The organism is Sphingomonas sp. ACRSK, from assembly GCF_022346685.1.
GTDB classification, from domain to species: domain Bacteria; phylum Pseudomonadota; class Alphaproteobacteria; order Sphingomonadales; family Sphingomonadaceae; genus Sphingomonas; species Sphingomonas molluscorum.
Genome location: NZ_JAKRNR010000020.1, coordinates 36,666 through 55,878 on the forward strand (window position 1 = coordinate 36,666; position 19,213 = coordinate 55,878).

Consider the following 19,213-nt stretch of genomic DNA (forward strand, 5'->3'; position numbering starts at 1 on the left):
GCACGCCGCCCTCCCTCACCTAGCAGCTTTCGAGACGTTCGTGACGCATTCCCACCAGATTCATATCATCGGCGGCGGTCTCGCCGGGTCCGAGGCAGCCTGGCAGCTGGCCCAGGCGGGCTTTCGCGTGCGGCTGTCGGAAATGCGCGGCAGCGGCGACTGCACGCCTGCGCACCAGGCCGACGGGCTGGCCGAGCTCGTCTGCTCCAACAGCTTCCGCTCCGACGATGCGGAGAGCAACGCAGTCGGGCTGCTTCATGCCGAGATGCGGGCGCTCGGATCGCTGATCATGGCGAAGGGCGACGAACACCGCGTGCCCGCAGGTTCGGCTTTGGCGGTGGACCGCGAGGGCTTCTCCGCCGGGGTCACCGCCGCACTGGAGGCGCACCCCAACATCACGATCGTTCGCGAACGGGTCGACATCCTCCCCGCGGAGGGCCCAACGATCATCGCGACCGGACCGCTGACGGCACCCGCGCTGGCCGAGAGCATCAGCGGCGCGACCGGCAGCGACGCCCTCGCCTTCTTCGACGCGATCGCGCCGATCGTCCACTTCGACAGCCTCGACATGGACGTCGCCTGGATGGCCGCGCGCTGGGACAAGGGGGGCAAGGACTACATCAATTGCCCGATGGACAAGGACCAGTACCTCGCGTTTCACGCCGGGCTGCTCGCGGGCGAGAAGACCGAGTATCGTGAGTGGGAGAACGTCCCCTATTTCGAAGGGTGCATGCCGATCGAGGTCATGGCCGAGCGCGGCGTCGACACGCTGCGCTACGGCCCGATGAAGCCGGTCGGGCTCGACAATCCGCGTACCGGCCGCTGGCCCTATGCCGTCGTCCAGCTGCGCCAGGACAATGCCCAGGGCACGCTGTGGAACATGGTCGGCTTCCAGACCAAGCTCAAGCATGCCGAGCAGGTTCGGTTGTTCCGCACTATCCCGGGCCTGGAAAAGGCGGAATTTGCGCGGCTGGGCGGGTTGCACCGCAACACCTTCATCCGCTCGCCCGAGCTGCTCGACCCCACGCTTCGGCTGAAGGCGCGACCCCACCTGCGCTTCGCGGGGCAGATCACCGGTTGCGAGGGCTATGTCGAGAGTGCCGCGATCGGCCTGATGGCCGGCCGCTTCGCGGCGGCCGAACTTGCCGGCAAGGACCTTCCGCCACCCCCGCCCGAGACGGCGCTGGGCGCGCTGCTCGGCCACATCACCGGCGGCGCCGAGGCGGAGACCTATCAGCCGATGAACGTCAATTTCGGCCTGTTCCCGCCGATCGAAGGCCGCACCAAGAAGGCCGATCGCAAGAAGATGTACACCGCGCGTGCCCGGGCTGCGCTTGCGGACTGGATGCCCGCCTAGTCCTCTGCCTCCGCGCGCGGGGCTGGACAGGCGCAGCGCGCGGCAGGCTTGCGCGGGACCGCGGTGGTCGCGAACTCCGCCGGATTCAGCGCCGTCGACCGGTCCGCATCTGCCTTGGCGAACTTGGTCGTGGTGGCGACCGCCCATTCGTCGAACGAGAGCTGGCCGTCGCGGTTCGCGTCGAGCTTGGCATAGGCCTTGCGCCGGCTGGCGAGATATTCGTCGCGCGTGATGCTGCCGTCCCGGTCCTTGTCATAGCGATCGAAGCGCTTCTGCTCGCGGGTACGTTCGGTGGCGCTAGGTATGGTGACGGGTGCCGGCGGCAGCGGTGCCATGCCGACGGGCGCCGCCTTTGGCTGCGGCAACGGCGCCTCTGTCTGCGCCGTACCGCGGAACAGGATCACGCCGCCCCCCGCCAGAAGCAACGCCGACAAGACCCCCGCCCCGTACCGCCACATGCCTGCCCCCGCCCCGCTGTGCCGGAGCGCAAGCTATCGCAAGCCGCAGGCGGAGGATAGCCCTAACGCCCGGTTAACCGATGCCACAGCACCCGTGCGAGGCGGCGCGGAGCACCGAACGGTACTTGTCCCATGTCCAGCAACGCGAAGTGCGCGAGCATGCCGAGCGGACGAAGCGGGCCAGGCCACCGCTGCGCCAGCGCCTGCCGCAAATGCGCCAGCGCCTGACTACGCGCTTCCTCCGCCTCCGCTGGGCTCGACAAGCCGGAAGCCAAGTCCGCCAGGGCCCAGCCAATGCCTGCCAAGCGTACCATCTCGAGATCGGAGGACCCGCCGAGCACCCGGGCGGCCAGCCCGAACAGGGTAGCGCCACGGCCGTCTCCGAAGCGCCGCAGTGCGTCTGGGTCCAGTGTCGACTCCTCGATCAGCACGTCCCAGCCGTCGATCATCGTCGCCGCATCGGCCCCGCGCACGCCCAGCGGCAGCAGGTCGCGCGCGACCGCTTGAAGGATCGGCTGAGCAGGAGGCGGTCCGGAGTCGAGCTTGCCGAGCGCATCATGCCACCACGTCAGGCGAATCTGTCCGATCGCCGGTTCACTGGTCGTCCTCAGGATCTCAGCGAGCATGTCATCAAGTGCGAACAACGCCGCGATCGCAGGAAGGCGAGGCGCCGGAACATAGGTGAGCACCAGATTGCGTTCGGGTTGCATTGCCTGCTCCGACGCGGCCGCTCCCGCGCCGGCCAATTGTTTACCCTGGTTAACCATGATGCTTGAACCCGTCTTTAACGCTTCCAGGCCATTCGAAGCGCTGGAATTTTATGTGTAACCTTAAGGCACCGACTTGATGGGGCGCCCAGCAATGAGGCCGGCGGGCCTGCTCTCACGTCTGCTCGGCGACGTTCGCGCAAATACCCTGGCGATCATGGCCGCCGCGATGATCCCGCTGATCGGCATGATCGGCGGGGGCATTGACCTGTCGCGCATGTACATCGTCAAGACGCGGCTGCAACATGCGTGTGACGCCGGTGCGCTGGCGGGGCGCAAGGCGATGGGCGGCGGCACCTGGGCGCAATCCAGCTATCCGCGCACGGCTGCCGAGAAGTTCTTCGACGCCAACATCTCCTCTTCGGCCTATGGCGCAACGACGATCAAGCGCAGCTTCTCCGAAAATGCCGGCAAGGTAACCGGGACGGCGTCTGCCACCCTGGGCATGACCCTGATGCGCGTGTTCGGCTTCAGGACGCAGACCATTTCCGTCACCTGCGATGCCGAGATGCGGCTGCCGAACACCGACGTGATGTTCGTGCTCGATACCACCGGATCGATGGCGCAGGCGGCGGGCAGCGACAACGTATCGAAAATCGCCGCGCTGAAGGTGGCGGTGAAGTGCTTCTACGAGATTGTCGCCCGGCTGGACACGGATGCGAACTGCACCACGGGCAATCCCAGCGGCGGCACGGGCAATCAGGTACAGATCCGGTTCGGGTTCGTGCCCTATGCGGTGAACGTCAACGTCGGGAGGCTGCTCAAGCCGGAATGGATGGCCGATCGGTGGACGTATCAAAGCCGCAAGATCTTCTCGAGCGGAGCGGTGGGGCCGTGGAGTGGCTGGACCGACTTCCAGACCAATCTCCTTTTCTGCGGTAACGTCCCATCTAACACGAACACTGAGGAGTATCGGGTCAGCTATAGTTTCCTTCGGTGTACCATCGAGAGGCGCACGCGCAGCATTACTCCGCTGACATGGGAGTATGGGCCGATTGAGCAGAATGTAAGCGGACTGAAGAACGGCAACGGTTGGAACGCGAGCTTCACCCTCCCGATCGGCGATAATGCCAGCGCGAAGACGATCAACTGGCCCGGGTGCATCGAGGAGCGGAAAACGGTCCCCACGAGCACGTTCGCGTCGATCACCAGCGACATGAACGACCTGAACATCGACATGGTGCCGACCAGCAACGCGGACACGCAATGGAAACCGTGGCTGCCGGACCTGATCTACACGCGCCAGAGCACGAGCAACAGCGGCACCGCAGGCTGGAACCGGGCCACGGTCAGGGACACGAAGACCTACACCAACTCGTCCTACGCGGCGTGCCCGACCCCGGCCCAGAAACTGCGGACCTGGGACAATGCTGCCGCGTTCAGCAGCTATGTTGACAGCCTCACGCCGGAAGGGAATACCTATCACGACATCGGGATACTTTGGGGTGCGCGACTGCTCTCTCCGACCGGGATCTTTTCGTCCGAGAACGCCTACACGCCCAAGGGCGGTGAGATCGAACGCCACCTGATCTTTATGACCGATGGCGACACGCAGGCGGCGGCGAGCGACTATAATGCCTATGGCATTCCCTGGTTCGACCGACGCCAAACGCTCGATACCGGCACCCCCACGGACGCGACGCTGGAGGCACAGATCAATGCGCGCTTCGCGGCGCTGTGCACGGCCGTCAAGAACAAGAACATCACGCTTTGGGTAATCTCCTTCGGCTCGATAACGACTGACACGAAGAACCGGCTTCAAACCTGCGCGACATCAAACCGCTATTTCAGCGCGAACGATGCCGCCACCCTGCAGTCGACGTTCAAGTCGATCGCCGATCAAATCTCGCAACTACGGCTGACCAAATGATGGGGCGCATCGCAACATCTTGCTCGGCAGTCGGGCGGCTCGTGGACGACCGCCGGGGCGCGACGATCGTAGAGTTCGCCCTGGTCGCCCCGGTGCTGGCGGTGCTCCTGATGGGTGCGTTCGACGTCGGGCACGGCCTTTATGTCAACGCCGCCCTGCAAGGCATCGTCCAGAAGACCGCGCGCGATTCCGCGCTGGAGGGCGGCACCAGCGCCGCGACCGCGGCCGCGCTCGACAAGCAGGTAGCCGATCAGGTGCGGGTGCTCGCCAGCAACGCGCAAGTCACGATCACCCGGCGCTTCTACCGCAACTATGCCGCGGCGGCGGCAAAGAAGGCCGAAACCTTCACCGACACGAACAAGAACGGCACCTGCGACAAGGGGGAGCCCTATGAGGACGCAAACCTCAACAGCATCTGGGACCCCGACGGCGGCAATGCCGGCCAGGGTGGTGCCAAGGACGCTACCGTCTATACCGCCACCGTCACCTACACCCGGCTGTTCCCGTTCTGGCGCCTCGTGGGCGGAAGCCCGACGGCGCGGGTGAGCGCCACGACCGTGCTCCGGAACCAGCCCTACGGCGACCAGGGTAGCTATGGCACCGCCGTGGTCCGGAACTGCGCATGATCGGGCGCGCTCTCCCATTTCTCGCTCGACTCGCTCGCGAGCACCGGGCGGTGGCACTGACCGAGTTCGCCATAGGACTGCCGGTGTTCCTGGTACTCACCCTGACGGGCGCAGAGCTCACGAACTTCATCATCACGCGGATGCGGATCAGCCAGGTCGCCCTCCAGCTCGCCGACAATGCCGCACGCATGGGCAGCGGGAGCCTGCTGTCGGCCAAGACGATCAGCGAGACGGACATCAACGACCTGCTCACGGGCGCCGGGCTTCAGGCAGGCAGGCTCGACCTTTACAAGAACGGGCGGGTCATCGTGTCGGATCTGGAGCCGGTCGCGAACCCGAACACCACGTCGAAGTACAAGATCGTCTGGCAGCGATGCCGGGGCAGCGCCACGCGCGCCTCTTCCTATGGCAAGGCCGGGGATACGGGCCTCAGCGGCATGGGGCCTGCCGGACGCCAGGCCTTCGCGCCCGATGGCGGCGCGACAATGTTCGTGGAAGTCTATTACAAATACCAGCCGCTGGTGCGGACCTCCCTCGCCCCCTCGTCCGCGATCACGGAGATCGCATCGATGATGGTGCGCGACCGGCGAGACCTGAGCAGCATCTACAACGCCGAGAGAGCCGCCGTCTCGAGCTGCTGATGCAAAAAGGGCCGGCGGTTTCCCGCCGGCCCTCCGCAATCCCGAAGGACTGGACGATCAACCCTTGTAGGTCACCTTCTTCACCGTCTCGACCACGCGGTCGGCGGTGACGAGCGCCAGCTTCTCGAGGTTCGCCGCATAGGGCAGCGGCACGTCTTCGTTGGTGACGCGCAGCACCGGCGCGTCGAGGTCGTCGAAGCCCTGCTCCATCACGACCGCAGCGATTTCGCTCGCGATCGAGCAGACCGGCCAGCCTTCCTCGACCACCACCAGGCGGTTGGTCTTCTTCAGGCTTGCGAGCACCGTGTTGGTGTCGAGAGGGCGCAGCGTGCGCAGGTCGATGACCTCCGCCTCGATGCCTTCGCCCGCCAGCTTCTCGGCTGCTTCCAGCGCGACGCCGACGCCGATCGAGTAGGACACGATCGTCACGTCCTTGCCCTGGCGCATGATGCGCGCCTTGCCGATCGGCAGGACATAGTCGTCGAGCTTGGGCACCTCGAAGGTGCGGCCGTACATCAGCTCGTTCTCAAGGAACACGACCGGATCTTCCGAACGGATCGCGGCCTTCAGCAGGCCCTTGGCGTCAGCGGCGTCATAGGGCGCGATCACGACCAGGCCGGGGACGCTCGCGTACCACGGACCATAGTTCTGCGAGTGCTGCGCGCCGACACGGCTGGCAGCGCCGTTGGGTCCGCGGAACACGATTGGGCATCGCATCTGGCCGCCGGACATGTAGTTGGTCTTGGCGGCCGAGTTGATGATGTGATCGATCGCCTGCATGGCGAAGTTGAACGTCATGAACTCGACGATCGGCTTCAGGCCGCCCATCGCCGCACCGGTGCCGACGCCGGCAAAGCCGTACTCGGTGATCGGCGTGTCGATGACGCGCTTGGGACCGAACTCCTCGAGCAGGCCCTGAGTCACCTTGTAGGCGCCCTGGTACTCGGCGACTTCCTCACCCATCACGAACACGCGGCCGTCGGCACGCATTTCCTCGGCCATCGCGTCGCGCAGCGCTTCGCGGACCGTCACCTTCACCATCTCGGTGCCTTCCGGCATTTCGGGGTCGGTCGAGGTGTTCTCGACAGCCTGGACGAGCTGGGTGGTGCCCGTTTCCTGATCCTTCGGCGCGTCCGACACGGCTTCGGTGCGCTGGTCGGACGGGGTCTGCACGCCGCCCTCGCCCCCGGCCGGCTTGGAGCCTGCGGCTGCGCCGGTGGAGGTCTGCGACGCGTTGGCGGCTTCGGCCACGTCCTCGCCCTCACCCGCGATCAGCGCGATCACGGTGCCGACCTTCACATTGTCGGTGCCCTCGGTGACTAGGATCTTGGCGATCGTGCCTTCGTCGACGGCCTCGAACTCCATGGTCGCCTTGTCGGTCTCGATCTCGGCCATGATGTCGCCGGATTTGACGACGTCACCTTCCTTGACCAGCCACTTCGCCAGCGTGCCCTCTTCCATCGTGGGCGACAGCGCCGGCATCTTCAGTTCGATCGCCATCTCAGTAGTTCTCCACCAGCACGTCCGTATAGAGCTCGGCCGGATCGGGCTCCGGCGTGCTCTCGGCGAAGTCGGCGGCCTCGTTCACCACCTTGCGGATTTCCTGCTCGATCGTCTTGAGGTCGCCCTCGCCCACGCCCAGCTTCTCCAGCTCGCGCTTGGCGGCCTCGATCGGGTCGGAATTGTCGCGCATCGCCTGCACTTCCTCGCGCGAGCGGTACTTGGCCGGATCCGACATCGAGTGGCCGCGATAGCGATAGGTCTTCATCTCGAGGATGATCGGGCCCTTGCCCGCACGCACCCACGCCAGCGCCTCTTCGGCTGCACCGCGGCAGGCGAGCACGTCCATGCCGTCGACCTGGATGCCCGGGATGCGGAAGCTCTCGCCGCGCTTGTAGAGCTGGTCTTCCGCCGACGAGCGGTTGACGCTGGTGCCCATGGCGTACTGGTTGTTCTCGATCACGTAGATGATCGGGAGCTTCCACAGCTCGGCCATGTTGAAGCTCTCGTACACCTGGCCCTGGTTGGCCGCGCCGTCGCCGAAATAGGCCATCGCGACGCCGCCGTCCTCGTTGTACTTGTGCCCGAACGCCAGGCCGGTGCCGAGCGACACCTGCGCGCCGACGATGCCATGGCCGCCGTAGAACTTCTTCTCGGTCGAGAACATGTGCATCGATCCGCCCTTGCCGCGGCTGATGCCGGCGGCACGGCCGGTCAGCTCGGCCATGATGATCTTGGGATCGATCCCATAGGCCAGCATGTGGCCGTGGTCGCGATAGCCGGTGATGACCGAGTCCTTCTCGCCATCCAGCGCCGACTGCAGGCCGACGGCGACCGCCTCCTGGCCGATGTAGAGATGGCAGAAGCCGCCGATGAAGCCGAGGCCGTAGAGCTGGCCCGCCTTCTCTTCGAAGCGGCGGATCAGCAGCATCTGCTTGTAGAAGTCGAGCAGTTCCTCCTTCGAGGCCTCGTAGCGCGTCGGTTCGTTGGGACGCTCACGGTTCGGAACGGCAGGTTCGCTCTTGGCGCTCTGCGCCGGTGCCTTTGCCACGATGTAGGTACCCTCATGCCTGGGAAAGGGGAAAGGAGCCGAGCCTATAGGCCGGTTTCTCTCCCAACTGCAATCACCCGGCCGGAGCGGCTGGGCGACCGCGCTGGAGCCCTGCTAGCGCAACTCGGCCTAGCCGTCGACCGTCCCTGCGCAGCGATCCGCATTGCCGGTACCGCTGCCGAGCGGCATGATGAACTCGTCCGGGTGCGCCACGTTCAGCTGCTTGCGGACCAGTTCGTCGACCATGTCGGGATCGGCGTGCCGGGGATCGAGCAGCGCGACGCGGTTGCGCAGCTCCGCCCGCGCCTTGTCCAGGCAAGCGTAGTAGGCCTGACGCTGGGCCAGCTTGCGGGAATAATCGCGGTAGGCGAGAATGCCGTTGGGCCCGAGCACCGCATAATAGCCGAAGAACCCCATGAACAGGATCGCGAACGCGGGAAATCCTGCACGACGGAGTATCGGGTGAAGCGGCGAGGAGCGCGGCATACCCCGATATTTGCGCAAGCCGCGGGCGTGCGCAAGGTCGCCCGAGTCGAAAACATCAAGAGATTCGAAGCTGATGCATCTACGCCACGACCCCGCCAGCCCCGCTGCCGAGCCAATCGACTTCGATGCATTTCTCGCGGTCGACGTCCGCGTCGGAACGATCGTCGCCGCTGAAGAGTTCCCCGAGGCGCGCAAACCGGCGATCAAGCTGCGGATCGACTTCGGCTCAACGATCGGGGTTCGCAGGTCGAGCGCGCAGATCACGGAGCATTACACGCCCGAGGCGCTGGTCGGGCGGCAGGTGGCGGCGGTGGTGAACTTCCCGCCCCGCCAGATCGGCAAATTTCTGTCCGAAGTGCTGACGCTCGGCTTCCCGGACGAGAACGGCGCGGTGGTGCTGTTCGCGCCGGACCAGAAGGTGCCGGATGGTGGGCGGCTGTTTTGAGCGTGGTGCAGAGAGAGGAGGTCAGAAGCGTGGGAGATGGCGCAGCCCGCTCCGGCTCCCCCCGCAAGCCCAGATATCCAGGGCATCTGCGCTGACGACATAGGTCGCGGCGGCGCTAAAGCGCTCCCGCTCATCGATACCAACTTGGCTGGGAGGACTGGTGATGATCCTCGCCGCAGGAAGTCCATCGAAGCCGGCGCGCTCGATGCTGACGTCAATCCTGTTTGGATCGATCTTCCAACCCCGTCTCGCATACGCGTACGTCCGTCGCATGCTGGCGATGTTCTTGAGACAAGGATCGGCGGCCAGCTTACCTTCTATCTGCTCCACGACCTTTTCACTCGGCTTGCCCGCGGGGCAGCCCACCATGAAGAGGACGGAAGGAAGTAGCGCGTAGCTAGAGCATGCCATCAGCCGATGTTAGCGGGTTACGCGACGGCTACCAGCGCTACCGCCCCTCTTCGCCACCCGACGCTCTCCAGCTTAGGATGGCGGGGGAGCGCGTTGCCCGCGCGTCCCCCACTTCCCCTTACGCGCGCAGGATCGAGCGGCCCGCGTAGCGGGCGGCGTCGCCCAGCTCTTCCTCGATGCGGATCAGCTGGTTGTACTTGGCGAGCCGGTCCGAACGCGCGAGGCTGCCGGTCTTGATCTGGCCGCAATTGGTGGCGACCGCGAGATCCGCGATCGTCGCGTCCTCGGTCTCGCCCGAACGGTGCGACATGACCGCGGTGTAGGACGAACGCTGGGCCAGGCTCACCGCCTCCAGCGTCTCGGTCAGCGTGCCGATCTGGTTGACCTTCACCAGCAGCGAGTTGGCGAGGCCCTTGCCGATGCCCATCGCCAGGCGCTCGGGGTTGGTGACGAACAGGTCGTCGCCGACCAGCTGGACCTTGCCGCCGATCTTGTCGGTGAGCGCCTTCCAGCCCTCGAAATCGTCCTCGCCCATGCCGTCCTCGATCGAGAAGATCGGGTAGCGCGCGGCGAGGTCCGCCAGATAGTCGGCCATTTCGACCGGGGTCAGCGACTTGCCCTCGCCGACCATCTCATACTTGCCGTTCTTGAAGAACTCGGTCGCGGCGCAGTCGAGCGCCAGCATCACGTCGTCGCCGGGGGTGTAGCCGGCCTTCTCGATGCTGGTCATGATGAAGTCGAGCGCGTCGGTGGTGGACGAGAGGTTCGGCGCAAAGCCGCCCTCGTCACCGACCGAGGTCGCGAGGCCCTTGTCGTGCAGGCCCTTCTTCAGCGTGTGGAAGATCTCCGACCCGCAGCGCACGGCCTCGGCGAGGCTGGGCGCGCCGACCGGCATCACCATGAATTCCTGGAAGTCGATCGGGTTGTCGGCATGCTCGCCGCCGTTGATGATGTTCATCATCGGCACCGGCAGCAGGTGCGCCGAGACGCCGCCCACATAGCGATAGAGCGGCAGGCCGCGGGCGTCCGCCGCCGCCTTGGCGACCGCAAGGCTCACGCCCAGGATCGCGTTCGCGCCCAGGCGGCCCTTGTTGGGCGTGCCGTCGAGCTCGATCATCGCCCGGTCGACGTCTGCCTGATCCTCGGCGTCAAGGCCCAGCACCGCCTCGGCGATATCGGCGTTCACCGCGTCGACCGCGGCCTGCACGCCCTTGCCCATCCAGCGGCTCTTGTCGCCGTCGCGCTTCTCGACGGCTTCGTGCGCGCCGGTGGAGGCGCCCGAGGGCACGGCTGCGCGGCCGGTGCTGCCGTCTTCCAGCATCACGTCGACCTCGACGGTGGGGTTCCCACGGCTGTCCAGGATCTGACGTGCGTGGATGTCGATGATTGCGGTCACGTAACGATCTCCCTACCTTCTCGGCCGGACGCTGCCGGCGATCGTGCGCAGCCCTATCCGCTCGGCCCTCGCGGGGCAATTCGTGCCGGATCGGGAACCGCCGTCGCCGGCTTTGGTTCTCCAGGCGAACCACGAAGGGAAACGCACGATGAGCGACACCAACCGGACCGACCCGCTTTCGAGCACGGGCCCTAGCGACACCAACGTCGAGTTCACCCCCTCTTCCAGCACCGCCGGTGGCGCGGACGTCAGCTTCGAGCCAGCCGGCAGCGACGAGTCCGTATTCGAGACCGCAGGCACGACCGACACGGGCGGCAGCACCACCGGCACGACGGCGGACAAGGCCAAGGGTACGGCACAGACGCTGAAGGACGAGGCGAACAAGCTGGGCCGCCAGGCGACGGACAAGGCACGCGGCCTTGCCGATGAAGGCAAGCTGCGCGCGACCGGCGCACTCGATGAATTTTCGAAGATGATGGAAGATGCCGCAGGCACCGTCGACGACAAGCTGGGCGAGCAGTACGGCCAGTATGCCCGCTCCGCGGCGCAGGCGCTGTCGGGCTTTTCCGATTCCCTGCGCGACAAGGAAGTCGACGAGCTGATCGAGGACGTGCGCGGCTTCGTGCGCAAGAGCCCGGCGGTCGCGATCGGCACCGCAGCGGCTCTGGGCTTCGTGCTGGCGCGCGTCGTCAAGGCGGGCGTGGACGGCACCGCGGACGCCACCGACACGACCCCGACGGCCTGATCCCGAGCGAGTGGACGCGATGCGCGATAGCAGGAGCGACGCCAGTATCGGCGAACTGATCCAGCGACTGGTCTCTGACGGCCGGACGTGGGTCCAGGCCGAGCTGGCCGTGTGGAAGGCGGTCGCCGCCTCCCGCAAGAACGACGCGATCCTGGGGATTGCCTTCGGCGTCGGGGCGCTGGTGCTCACCTTTGCAGCAATCGGCGCCCTGCTCGTCGGGCTGATCCTGGTACTTCGCGGGCCGTTGGGTAGCGGCGGCGCGACGGCCGTGGTCGTGCTCGTCGCGCTCGCGATCGCCGGCATCCTCGGCAAGATGGCGGCGACGCGGCTGGGCCGCGCCTTTTCGGGAGACGGGCTGTGACCGAACCCCAGGGCATCGCAGCGGCGCGCGCCAACGCGCAGCAGGCCAAGTCCAGGATGCTGGGTACCGTCGACGCGCTGAAGGCCCGGCTGAACCCCGGAACCGTCGCGGAGGACGTGGCCGGCCGGGTCAAGGAACGGGCGTCGGCTGCGGTCGAGCAAGGCGTCGCCGTCGTCCAGCGCGAGCCCCGCGCCGTGGCGGCGGGTGCAGCCGGGCTGTTCGCTCTGTTCATCACGCCGAAGCTGATCCGCAGCCTTCGGCGGCGCTGCAAGCAGAAGCGGGCACGCGCCAAGGTACCAGCCACGGTCGCTAGCCCGGAGCCGCCGCCAGCACCGCCCCCCGTAGGATCCTGACACCATCACTGGGCCGTGATCGGCCCCTAGCAAGGACAAGTGGAATGACCACGAACGGCAACAACACCACGGCTTCGACCAACACGTCCGCGGACACCCAGGGCGACGCAGGCACCCTCGCCCACCTGCGCGAAAGCGCGAGCCACGCCTATGAGAGCACGCGCGAGAGCGCGGCGACGGCAGCGGCGCGTGCGAGCGAGGGTATCGAGGCAAACCCGCTCGCGGTGCTGGCGGGCGGCATCGCGCTCGGCGCCATCCTCGGCGCGCTCCTGCCCAAGTCGGAAAGCGAGCAGAAGGTGCTGGGTCCGCTCGGCAAGCGGCTGTCCGAGACCGCTGCCGCTGCCGCCACCGCCGCTCGCGAGGCCGGCAAGGAACAGCTGACCAGCGCGATCCCCGACAAGGACGCCGCCAAGGAGTCGCTGAAGAAGGCGTTCGGCAACGTCGTCGAGGCGGCCAAGGACGGCGGAAAAACGGCTGCTACCGGTAGCAGCGCGGCCTGATCGCCTCTGCGCCCTTGAGTGCTCGGCTCGAGCCGCTATGCGGCAGTGCAGCACACATCAGGAGCTGACATGAGCAAGATGCATCTCGTTTTCGGTGGCCGCGTCAGCGACCCCCAGACGCTCGACTTCGTCGATCTGAAGGAAGTCGATCTGGTCGGGCTGTTCCCCGACTATGAGAGCGCCGAAAAGGCGTGGCGCGCCGCCGCGCAGCGGACGGTGGACGATGCCGAGATGAAGTATGTGGTGGTGCCGCTGCACCGCCTGCTCGAGCCCGAGCTGAAGTAACGGCAGCCCGAGAGAGCCGACACGAGACGGGGCCGCTTCCGGATTGGAAGCGGCCCCGTTTCTGTTGGTGCGCGGGTGACCCGAAGCGGGTGGCCCCGCCCCGGCCCCTTACAGCGCGAAGCGGGCGGTGATGCGCAGATCGCGCCCCGCGAGCGGGGCATAGTCCTTCAGGTAGCTCGCGTGCCGGCGCGCGACCACATCGAACAGGTTGTTGGCGGACAGAAGCAGACTGGTGGGGTTGTCGCGTCCCCAGGGCTTCAGCGTGAGCGAGGCATTCACGAGCGTATAGGCGCCCGTCTCGGTCTCGTTGGCGGCGACCCGATCCTGCTTGGTGACATGTTCGACCTCCAGGCGGCCCTGGGCGAGCACACCCTGCGCCTCGATGCCGCCGAGCAGGCGGAGCGGCGGGATGCGCGGCACCGGTCCGCCGTTCTTGATCGTGGCGTGGGTATAGTCCGCGACGCCATCCACCACCACCGCGGTGCTGCCGATCTGCGCCAGCCGGGCCGAGGCCTCCGCCTCAAGGCCATAGAAGCGCGCATCAACCTGGTTGTACTGGTACACCGGCAGCCCGTCCTCGAGCTCGCCGGTGGGCTGCTCGTAGATGAAGCCGTCGTACCAGTTATGGTAGGCCGCGAGGCTGAAGTCGAAGCCATCGCCGCCGCCCTTCAGCGTCGCCTCCACGCCGTTGCTGCGCTCCACGCCAAGGTTCACGTCGCCGATCTCGAACGCCTGGGTGCCGGCGTGCGGGCCATTGGCGAAGAGTTCCTCCGCGGTCGGTGCCCGCTCACTGTGCGACAGCGACACGCCGAAGCGCACGCCGCTATTGCCCAGCCCCACGCTCGCACCACCGGCGGCCGAGAAGGCGTTGAAGCTGCGCTCCAGCCGGCCGTTGCCGAGGTCCGCGTCGGGCTGCGCCACTGCTTCGGTGCGCTCGTAGCGACCGGACAGTTCGCCACGCACCGCGCCGAAATCGGCACTCTGGAGGGTGAAGACACTATATTGCTGCGTCTCGTTGCGCGGCAGGAATTTCTCCTCACCGATGACGTTGAGCGTGCGGATCAGCATCTGCGCGCCGGTCGTCCCGCGCCAGCCGCCACGAACCGCCTGCTGCGCTTCCACGCGCGCTTCCAGCCCCTGGCTGTAGAAGGTCGTCCCGACTTCGCCGGTGTCCTCCAGTTCCTGATGGCGATAGTCGGCGATCGCCCCCCGGAAGCGCACCCGGTCGATGAAGCCGCCCGTCTCCACCTCACCGCGCATGTCGAGGCGCGTCTGGCGCATGGCGATCCGAACTGCCTCCGCTTCCTCGCCTGGCTCGATCGCATAGCGGATGGGTACGCCATAGTTGGTGTCGTAATGCGACACGGAGAAGCCGAGATTGCCGCCGTCCGCGACCACCGCCGCACCGCCAGCCACCTGCCAGGTCTCGGCCGAGCTGTTGGGAAGCGTGCCGCTGAGGTTCGCCAGATCGGCGATGTCGGGATCGCTGCTGGCTGCCGCGGCCCGGCGCTGCGGCCCTGCCAGGATGTGACCGCCGGTCTCCAGGTCGTCCGACTTGGTGTAGCTGCCATCGGCGTGGAGGACGACCTTGCCGCCGACCGGCACGTCGATGCTGCCCGAGGCGGTACGCTCGTCCGCGGCCGATCCGTAGCCGACGATGCCGTCGAGATGGACCGGTTCCTCCGGAAGCGTGCGCGGGATGCGGCTGTCGATCACATTGACCACGCCGCCGATCGCCGACGGACCGAACAGCAGCGCCGCGGGACCGCGCAGCACCTCGATGCGATCGGCGATCAGCGGGTTGATGGCGACCGCATGATCCACGCTGGTGGTCGAGACGTCGAAGCTGCCGATCCCCTCGGTCAGCACGCGTGCGCGATCCCCCTGCAGGCCACGCAGGATGGGTCGCGAGGCGCCGGGGCCGAAGCTGCTGGAGCTCACGCCGGGCTGCCGTGCCAGGGTCTCGCCCAGGGTGGACCGCAACGAGCGGGTCAGCGCCTCGCCCGAAAGCACGGTGGTGCCGCCGAGCAGGTCCGCCTTCGGGCGGTCCAGCGACGCCGTGACGACGATGTTGGCGCCGATCTCCTGATGGTTGGGGTCGGTGGTGGTGCCCTGCCCTGCCTGCGCGGCCGCATCCGCCGGGGCGCCGTCGGTCTCTGCCGGGGCAGCATCCGGGCGCGCATGGGCCGGAAGCGCACAGGCGAGCGCAGCACTACCAAGAAGAAGACGAGCAAACGACATCGAGACCCTCCCACAAGCGGACGGCCTCCCCTAGCGGGCAATGATACAACGTCACAAGAGCAGATTCGCCTCTGTGACAAAGTTTTTCTGGTTGAGGCGCCGGCTAGCCCAGGATCCGGCGATAGAGCGCCTCGTACCGCTCGGCCATGCGCTCGACGGAGAAGTGCGCCGCCACTCTCGCGCGGCATGCGGCGCGATCGATCTGGTCGACCCGCGCCACCGCGTCGATCGCCCCATCCAGGTCGTCCACCAGGAAGCCGGTGACGCCATCCTCGATCAATTCCGGCATGGAGCCGCGCCGGTAGGCGATCACCGGCGTGCCGCAGGCCATCGCCTCGACTACGGAAAGGCCGAACGGCTCGTCGAAGCCGATCAGGTGGAGCAGCGCCCGTGCCTGTCCCAGCATCCCGGTCCGCTTCGCGCCGCCAACGGCGCCGTGGTGGAGGACGCGGACGCCATCGATCCCGGGCTCGACCTCCTCGCGCCAATAGCGCTCATCCTGGACGATCCCGGCCATGTGCAATCGCCGGCCGGTCGCCTGAGCGACTTCGATCGCCTCGCGCGGACCCTTGTCGGGGTGCATGCGGCCGAAGAACAGCAGATCGTCGCTGCCCGCCGCATCGAAGGGAAAGTCGTCGATCGGAATGCCGTGGTGGATGGTGGCCGCATAGCGCAGCGCCGGATGCCGGTCCGCGTCACTGATCGCCACGTAGTGCACCCGATCCTGGTAGGGCGCGTACATCGGCAAGATCCGGTCGGAGGAGAAGCCGTGGATCGTGGTGACGATCGGCGTCGACACCAGCCCGGAAAAGGCATGCGCCGGAAAGTCGGCCTGATTGTGGATCAGGTTGAACTCGCCCGCGCGCTCGAACACATGGGCGAGATGGCGGAACTCCCACACCTTCGCGTCGATCGCGGGATCTTCCGAATAGGGTGCGGGCACGACCCCCGCGAGGGTCCCGGAGGTGATCGAGTCGAGGGTTGCGAACAGCGTCACGTTCACGCCGCGCGCGACCAGCGCCTCCGTGAGCAAGCTGGTGACCAGTTCCCAGGGACCATAGTGCCGCGGCGGTGTGCGCCATGCGATCGGCGCCAGCATCGCAATCCGCATCAGGCGGCAGTCCCCAGGATCATTCCTTCATTTCCCCTCAAGCGCAGCAGCGCGCCGGTCGGGCCCGTTGCACCCCCCAGCGTGGAGAGCATTGGGCGACAGCCTGCCGCCCAATGCGGCACGTTCATCTCCACGGGAGTAGCGCCAAGGTTCAGCGCCACCAACACCCGCGTGTCGCCGTCACGCCGCTCATAGGCGAGCAACCTGCCCTCGCCCTCGACGAGGCGCCAGCTGCCGACCGACAGGGCCGGCGTGTTCTTGCGCAGCATCAGGAGCGCGCGCGTCAACGTCCACATCGAGGCGGGATCGTCTCGCTGGACCGCAACGTTGCGGGTCGGGTGATCCGGGTTGAGCGGCAGCCAGGGATCTCCAGTGGTGAAGCCCGCTCTGGCACTTTCGTCCCACGGCATAGGGGTACGCACCGGATCACGACCGCGGCCGGGCTCGCGAAGTTCCTGCGGGTCGACTGCCCGGCCGGGCGGGATCGTCACGTCCGCAAGCGCGAGTTCATCGCCATAATAGAGCGTGGGCGTACCCCGCAGGGTCAGCAGCAGCATGGCCGCGACGCGCGCCTGCGCTTCCCCGACCCGCGTCGCAATGCGGGAGCGATCATGATTGCCCAGCACCCAGTTCGGCCAGCCGCCGGGTGGAAGGGCCGCTTCATATTCCGCGATCCGCTGCGCCAGCTCCGCCGCGTCCCACCGCGCCTCGATCAGTTGGAAGTTGAAAGGTAGGTGCACGCCCGGGCGGGCATTCCCGTAATAGGCCACCAGCCGCTCGACGGGCAGGTAGATCTCGCCGATCAGCACCCGCTCCTGCCCCGTCGCGGCGAACCCGTCGGCGACCGCGCGCATGTCGGCTGCGATGTCATGAACTTCCGGCTGGTCGGTCGAGTGGAGCTGCAGCACCCGGTTCTTCTCACCCGAGCCGGGCAGATAGTTCGGGTTGATCGGATTGTCGGGGAAGTCGGCGTGCTTGATCATGTGCCAGAGCACGTCGATGCGGAAGCCGTCGACCCCGCGCGCGAACCAGAAGCGCAGGACGTCGAGCATGGCGGCCCGCAACTCCGGATTGCGCCAGTTGAGGTCCGGCTGCTCCTTCAGAAAGGCGTGAGAGTAATACTGGCCGGTCGCAGCGTCCCATTCCCACGCCGGCCCACCGAAATCGCTGATCCAGTTGTTGGGCGGACCACCATCGGGCGCCGGATCGCGCCAGATGTACCAGTCTCGCTTCACGGAGCTCCGGGATTGGCGGCTCTCGACGAACCAGGGGTGCTGGTCAGAGCTATGATTGGGCACGAAGTCGAGCAGCACTCGCAGCCCGCGGGCGTGGGCGGCGGCGAGCAGCGCGTCGAAGTCGGCGAGCGACCCGAACCGCGGGTCGATGCCGCAATAGTCCGCCACGTCATAGCCGAAGTCCGCCATGGGCGACGGGAAGATCGGCGAAATCCAGACGGCATCGACGCCGAGCTCGACGAGATAGTCCAGCCGGTCGGTTATCCCTCTGAGATCTCCGATTCCGTTGCCGTCACTGTCCTGAAAGGACCTGGGATAGATCTGGTAGATGGTGGCCGCTTCCCACCACGGCCGCGCTTCTGCCATGAGTACTCCCCGTCCGATCGCCTGCACTCCAAAGCGGTGGCGGGTCGATCCCCGCCACCAGTCACGTCACTCGCCCGAGGAGCGGGTGGCCGTGTGGCCGCCTAGGGCGCTGTCCTGCTCCCGGTCGGCAGTGCTGCCGGCGACATCGGCCTCGCGCTGATCGCCGTCCCGCGGGCCTTTTGGACCGGTGCCGATCGCGTCGCCGGGAGCCACGGGATCTTCGTACCGCTCATGCCCGCGCTTGGTGTCCATGCCGGGCGTGTTGTGGCCGTGCATGCGGATATCGTCCTTGGCCATGATCGCTCTCCTCCTGCGGAGCCCGATCAACGGCCGGCACCCCGCGGAGTTGCAGCATTCGCCCTCCAGACGCGTCGGCTCAGCCGAAGCAGCAGCTAGAACCGCTACAGCGGCGCAAACGGGCCGTTTCGCGAACCCCGCCGCTCGGCTAGGCTGCAGGCTCATGACCCGCTTCACCGTGAACAACCAGCCCGTCGAATATCAACTGGACCCGCAGACGCCGCTCCTGTGGGCGCTGCGCGATGCGTCGAACCTTACCGGCACGAAATACGGGTGCGGTGTCGGAGAGTGCGGGGCCTGCACCGTGGATGTCGACGGAGAGGCGGTGCGTTCCTGCCAGGTCGCGATCGGCGCCCTGGAAGGGACCTTCGTCACCACCATCGAGGGCCTGTCGCGCGACCGCAGCCATCCGGTGCAAGCCGCGTTCCTCGCCTCCAACCTGGGCCAGTGCGGCTATTGCATCCCCGGCCTGGTCATGGCGACGGCCGCGTTGCTGCGGACGAACCGCGATCCTTCGGATGCCGCGGTCGCCGAGGCGCTGACGAACCTCTGCCGCTGTGGCATCCAGCCGCGCCTGACGGAGGCCGTCCGGCGGGCGGCGCGGCTTGCCCGGGGCGACGAAACGCTGGAGCCGGCGCCCAAGCCCGGCACCGACCATGACGAGGCGGCACGCGCGGTGCCGGCGCTCAGCCCGCGCTGATCCTTTCAGGC

At 66.9% G+C, this 19,213-nt stretch carries 22 protein-coding genes; 11 read left to right on the plus strand and 11 right to left on the minus strand.

The features are described 5' to 3' along the window. The first annotated feature begins 40 nt into the window (after positions 1-40). A complete protein-coding gene (gene trmFO, locus MHZ35_RS12135) occupies positions 41-1,357 on the plus strand; it encodes a methylenetetrahydrofolate--tRNA-(uracil(54)-C(5))-methyltransferase (FADH(2)-oxidizing) TrmFO (protein WP_239435894.1) in 1,317 nt (438 codons plus the stop codon). Here the strand turns inward: trmFO and MHZ35_RS12140 are convergent. Beyond that, a complete protein-coding gene (locus MHZ35_RS12140) occupies positions 1,354-1,815 on the minus strand; it encodes an EF-hand domain-containing protein (protein ID WP_239435895.1) in 462 nt (153 codons plus the stop codon). The two genes, trmFO and MHZ35_RS12140, sit on opposite strands and share 4 nt — an antisense overlap. Positions 1,816-1,877: 62 nt before the next feature. Beyond that, complete coding sequence (locus tag MHZ35_RS12145; protein WP_239435896.1) at positions 1,878-2,582, minus strand: squalene/phytoene synthase family protein; 705 nt, start codon at positions 2,580-2,582, stop codon at positions 1,878-1,880. A gap of 94 nt (positions 2,583-2,676) precedes the next feature. Here MHZ35_RS12145 and MHZ35_RS12150 point away from each other — a divergent pair, with 94 nt between their 5' ends. Genes MHZ35_RS12150 through MHZ35_RS12160 form a run of 3 tightly spaced genes read left to right on the plus strand, consistent with a single transcriptional unit; the run spans position 2,677 to position 5,719 of the window. After that, entirely contained in the window at positions 2,677-4,452 is a 1,776-nt protein-coding gene (locus MHZ35_RS12150) for a TadE/TadG family type IV pilus assembly protein (protein WP_239435897.1), read from the plus strand. Positions 4,453-4,493: 41 nt separating this feature from the next. Then, positions 4,494-5,078 (plus strand): TadE/TadG family type IV pilus assembly protein, encoded by a 585-nt coding sequence (locus tag MHZ35_RS12155; protein ID WP_239435898.1) that lies wholly within the window; start codon positions 4,494-4,496, stop codon positions 5,076-5,078. Continuing rightward, entirely contained in the window at positions 5,075-5,719 is a 645-nt protein-coding gene (locus tag MHZ35_RS12160; protein ID WP_239435899.1) for a TadE/TadG family type IV pilus assembly protein, read from the plus strand. Before MHZ35_RS12155 ends, MHZ35_RS12160 begins: the two co-directional genes overlap by 4 nt. Positions 5,720-5,776: 57 nt before the next feature. Here MHZ35_RS12160 and MHZ35_RS12165 read toward each other — a convergent pair whose 3' ends face one another. The 3 genes from MHZ35_RS12165 to MHZ35_RS12175 form a co-directional block, all read right to left on the minus strand. Then, on the minus strand, positions 5,777-7,219 hold the full coding sequence (locus MHZ35_RS12165) for a pyruvate dehydrogenase complex E1 component subunit beta (RefSeq protein WP_239435900.1): 1,443 nt from the start codon (positions 7,217-7,219) through the stop codon (positions 5,777-5,779). A gap of 1 nt (position 7,220) precedes the next feature. Beyond that, a complete protein-coding gene (gene pdhA / locus MHZ35_RS12170) occupies positions 7,221-8,270 on the minus strand; it encodes a pyruvate dehydrogenase (acetyl-transferring) E1 component subunit alpha (RefSeq protein ID WP_125961872.1) in 1,050 nt (349 codons plus the stop codon). 129 nt (positions 8,271-8,399) lie between these two features. Next, complete coding sequence (locus MHZ35_RS12175) at positions 8,400-8,756, minus strand: FtsB family cell division protein (protein ID WP_239435901.1); 357 nt, start codon at positions 8,754-8,756, stop codon at positions 8,400-8,402. Positions 8,757-8,829: 73 nt separating this feature from the next. Here MHZ35_RS12175 and MHZ35_RS12180 point away from each other — a divergent pair, with 73 nt between their 5' ends. Beyond that, complete coding sequence (locus MHZ35_RS12180; RefSeq protein WP_239435902.1) at positions 8,830-9,201, plus strand: tRNA-binding protein; 372 nt, start codon at positions 8,830-8,832, stop codon at positions 9,199-9,201. Between the two features lie 21 nt (positions 9,202-9,222). On the opposite strand, the gene MHZ35_RS12185 is transcribed toward MHZ35_RS12180, so the two are convergent. Then, on the minus strand, positions 9,223-9,570 hold the full coding sequence (locus MHZ35_RS12185) for a hypothetical protein (RefSeq protein WP_239435903.1): 348 nt from the start codon (positions 9,568-9,570) through the stop codon (positions 9,223-9,225). A gap of 160 nt (positions 9,571-9,730) precedes the next feature. Then, positions 9,731-11,008, minus strand: coding sequence for a phosphopyruvate hydratase (gene eno / locus MHZ35_RS12190; protein ID WP_239435904.1), 1,278 nt, complete (start codon positions 11,006-11,008; stop codon positions 9,731-9,733). 148 nt (positions 11,009-11,156) lie between these two features. Here eno and MHZ35_RS12195 point away from each other — a divergent pair, with 148 nt between their 5' ends. The 5 genes from MHZ35_RS12195 to MHZ35_RS12215 all read left to right on the plus strand — a co-directional run bounded on the left by MHZ35_RS12195 (position 11,157) and on the right by MHZ35_RS12215 (position 13,252). Then, the gene (locus MHZ35_RS12195; RefSeq protein WP_239435905.1) at positions 11,157-11,753 is read left to right on the plus strand and encodes a hypothetical protein; all 597 of its coding nucleotides are present in this window, start codon (positions 11,157-11,159) and stop codon (positions 11,751-11,753) included. Positions 11,754-11,772: 19 nt separating this feature from the next. Beyond that, entirely contained in the window at positions 11,773-12,114 is a 342-nt protein-coding gene (locus MHZ35_RS12200; RefSeq protein ID WP_239435906.1) for a phage holin family protein, read from the plus strand. Further along, positions 12,111-12,467 (plus strand): DUF3618 domain-containing protein, encoded by a 357-nt coding sequence (locus MHZ35_RS12205; RefSeq protein ID WP_239435907.1) that lies wholly within the window; start codon positions 12,111-12,113, stop codon positions 12,465-12,467. The genes MHZ35_RS12200 and MHZ35_RS12205 overlap by 4 nt, the downstream gene beginning before the upstream one ends. A gap of 44 nt (positions 12,468-12,511) precedes the next feature. Further along, a complete protein-coding gene (locus MHZ35_RS12210) occupies positions 12,512-12,967 on the plus strand; it encodes a hypothetical protein (RefSeq protein ID WP_239435908.1) in 456 nt (151 codons plus the stop codon). Between the two features lie 69 nt (positions 12,968-13,036). Then, positions 13,037-13,252 (plus strand): DUF4170 domain-containing protein, encoded by a 216-nt coding sequence (locus MHZ35_RS12215; RefSeq protein WP_125961882.1) that lies wholly within the window; start codon positions 13,037-13,039, stop codon positions 13,250-13,252. 108 nt (positions 13,253-13,360) lie between these two features. Here the strand turns inward: MHZ35_RS12215 and MHZ35_RS12220 are convergent, their stop codons facing one another. The 4 genes from MHZ35_RS12220 to MHZ35_RS12235 all read right to left on the minus strand — a co-directional run bounded on the left by MHZ35_RS12220 (position 13,361) and on the right by MHZ35_RS12235 (position 18,502). After that, entirely contained in the window at positions 13,361-15,493 is a 2,133-nt protein-coding gene (locus MHZ35_RS12220) for a TonB-dependent receptor domain-containing protein (RefSeq protein WP_239435909.1), read from the minus strand. Between the two features lie 103 nt (positions 15,494-15,596). After that, on the minus strand, positions 15,597-16,604 hold the full coding sequence (locus MHZ35_RS12225; RefSeq protein WP_239435910.1) for a glycosyltransferase family 4 protein: 1,008 nt from the start codon (positions 16,602-16,604) through the stop codon (positions 15,597-15,599). Then, positions 16,604-18,205: an alpha-amylase family glycosyl hydrolase gene (locus MHZ35_RS12230; protein ID WP_239435911.1), complete on the minus strand. Its 1,602-nt coding sequence runs from the start codon at positions 18,203-18,205 to the stop codon at positions 16,604-16,606. Before MHZ35_RS12230 ends, MHZ35_RS12225 begins: the two co-directional genes overlap by 1 nt. Positions 18,206-18,271: 66 nt before the next feature. Further along, on the minus strand, positions 18,272-18,502 hold the full coding sequence (locus tag MHZ35_RS12235) for a hypothetical protein (protein ID WP_239435912.1): 231 nt from the start codon (positions 18,500-18,502) through the stop codon (positions 18,272-18,274). A 163-nt stretch (positions 18,503-18,665) separates the two neighbouring features. Between MHZ35_RS12235 and MHZ35_RS12240 the strand changes: the two genes are divergently transcribed. Next, positions 18,666-19,202: a (2Fe-2S)-binding protein gene (locus MHZ35_RS12240; protein ID WP_239435913.1), complete on the plus strand. Its 537-nt coding sequence runs from the start codon at positions 18,666-18,668 to the stop codon at positions 19,200-19,202. The last annotated feature ends 11 nt before the right edge of the window (positions 19,203-19,213 follow it).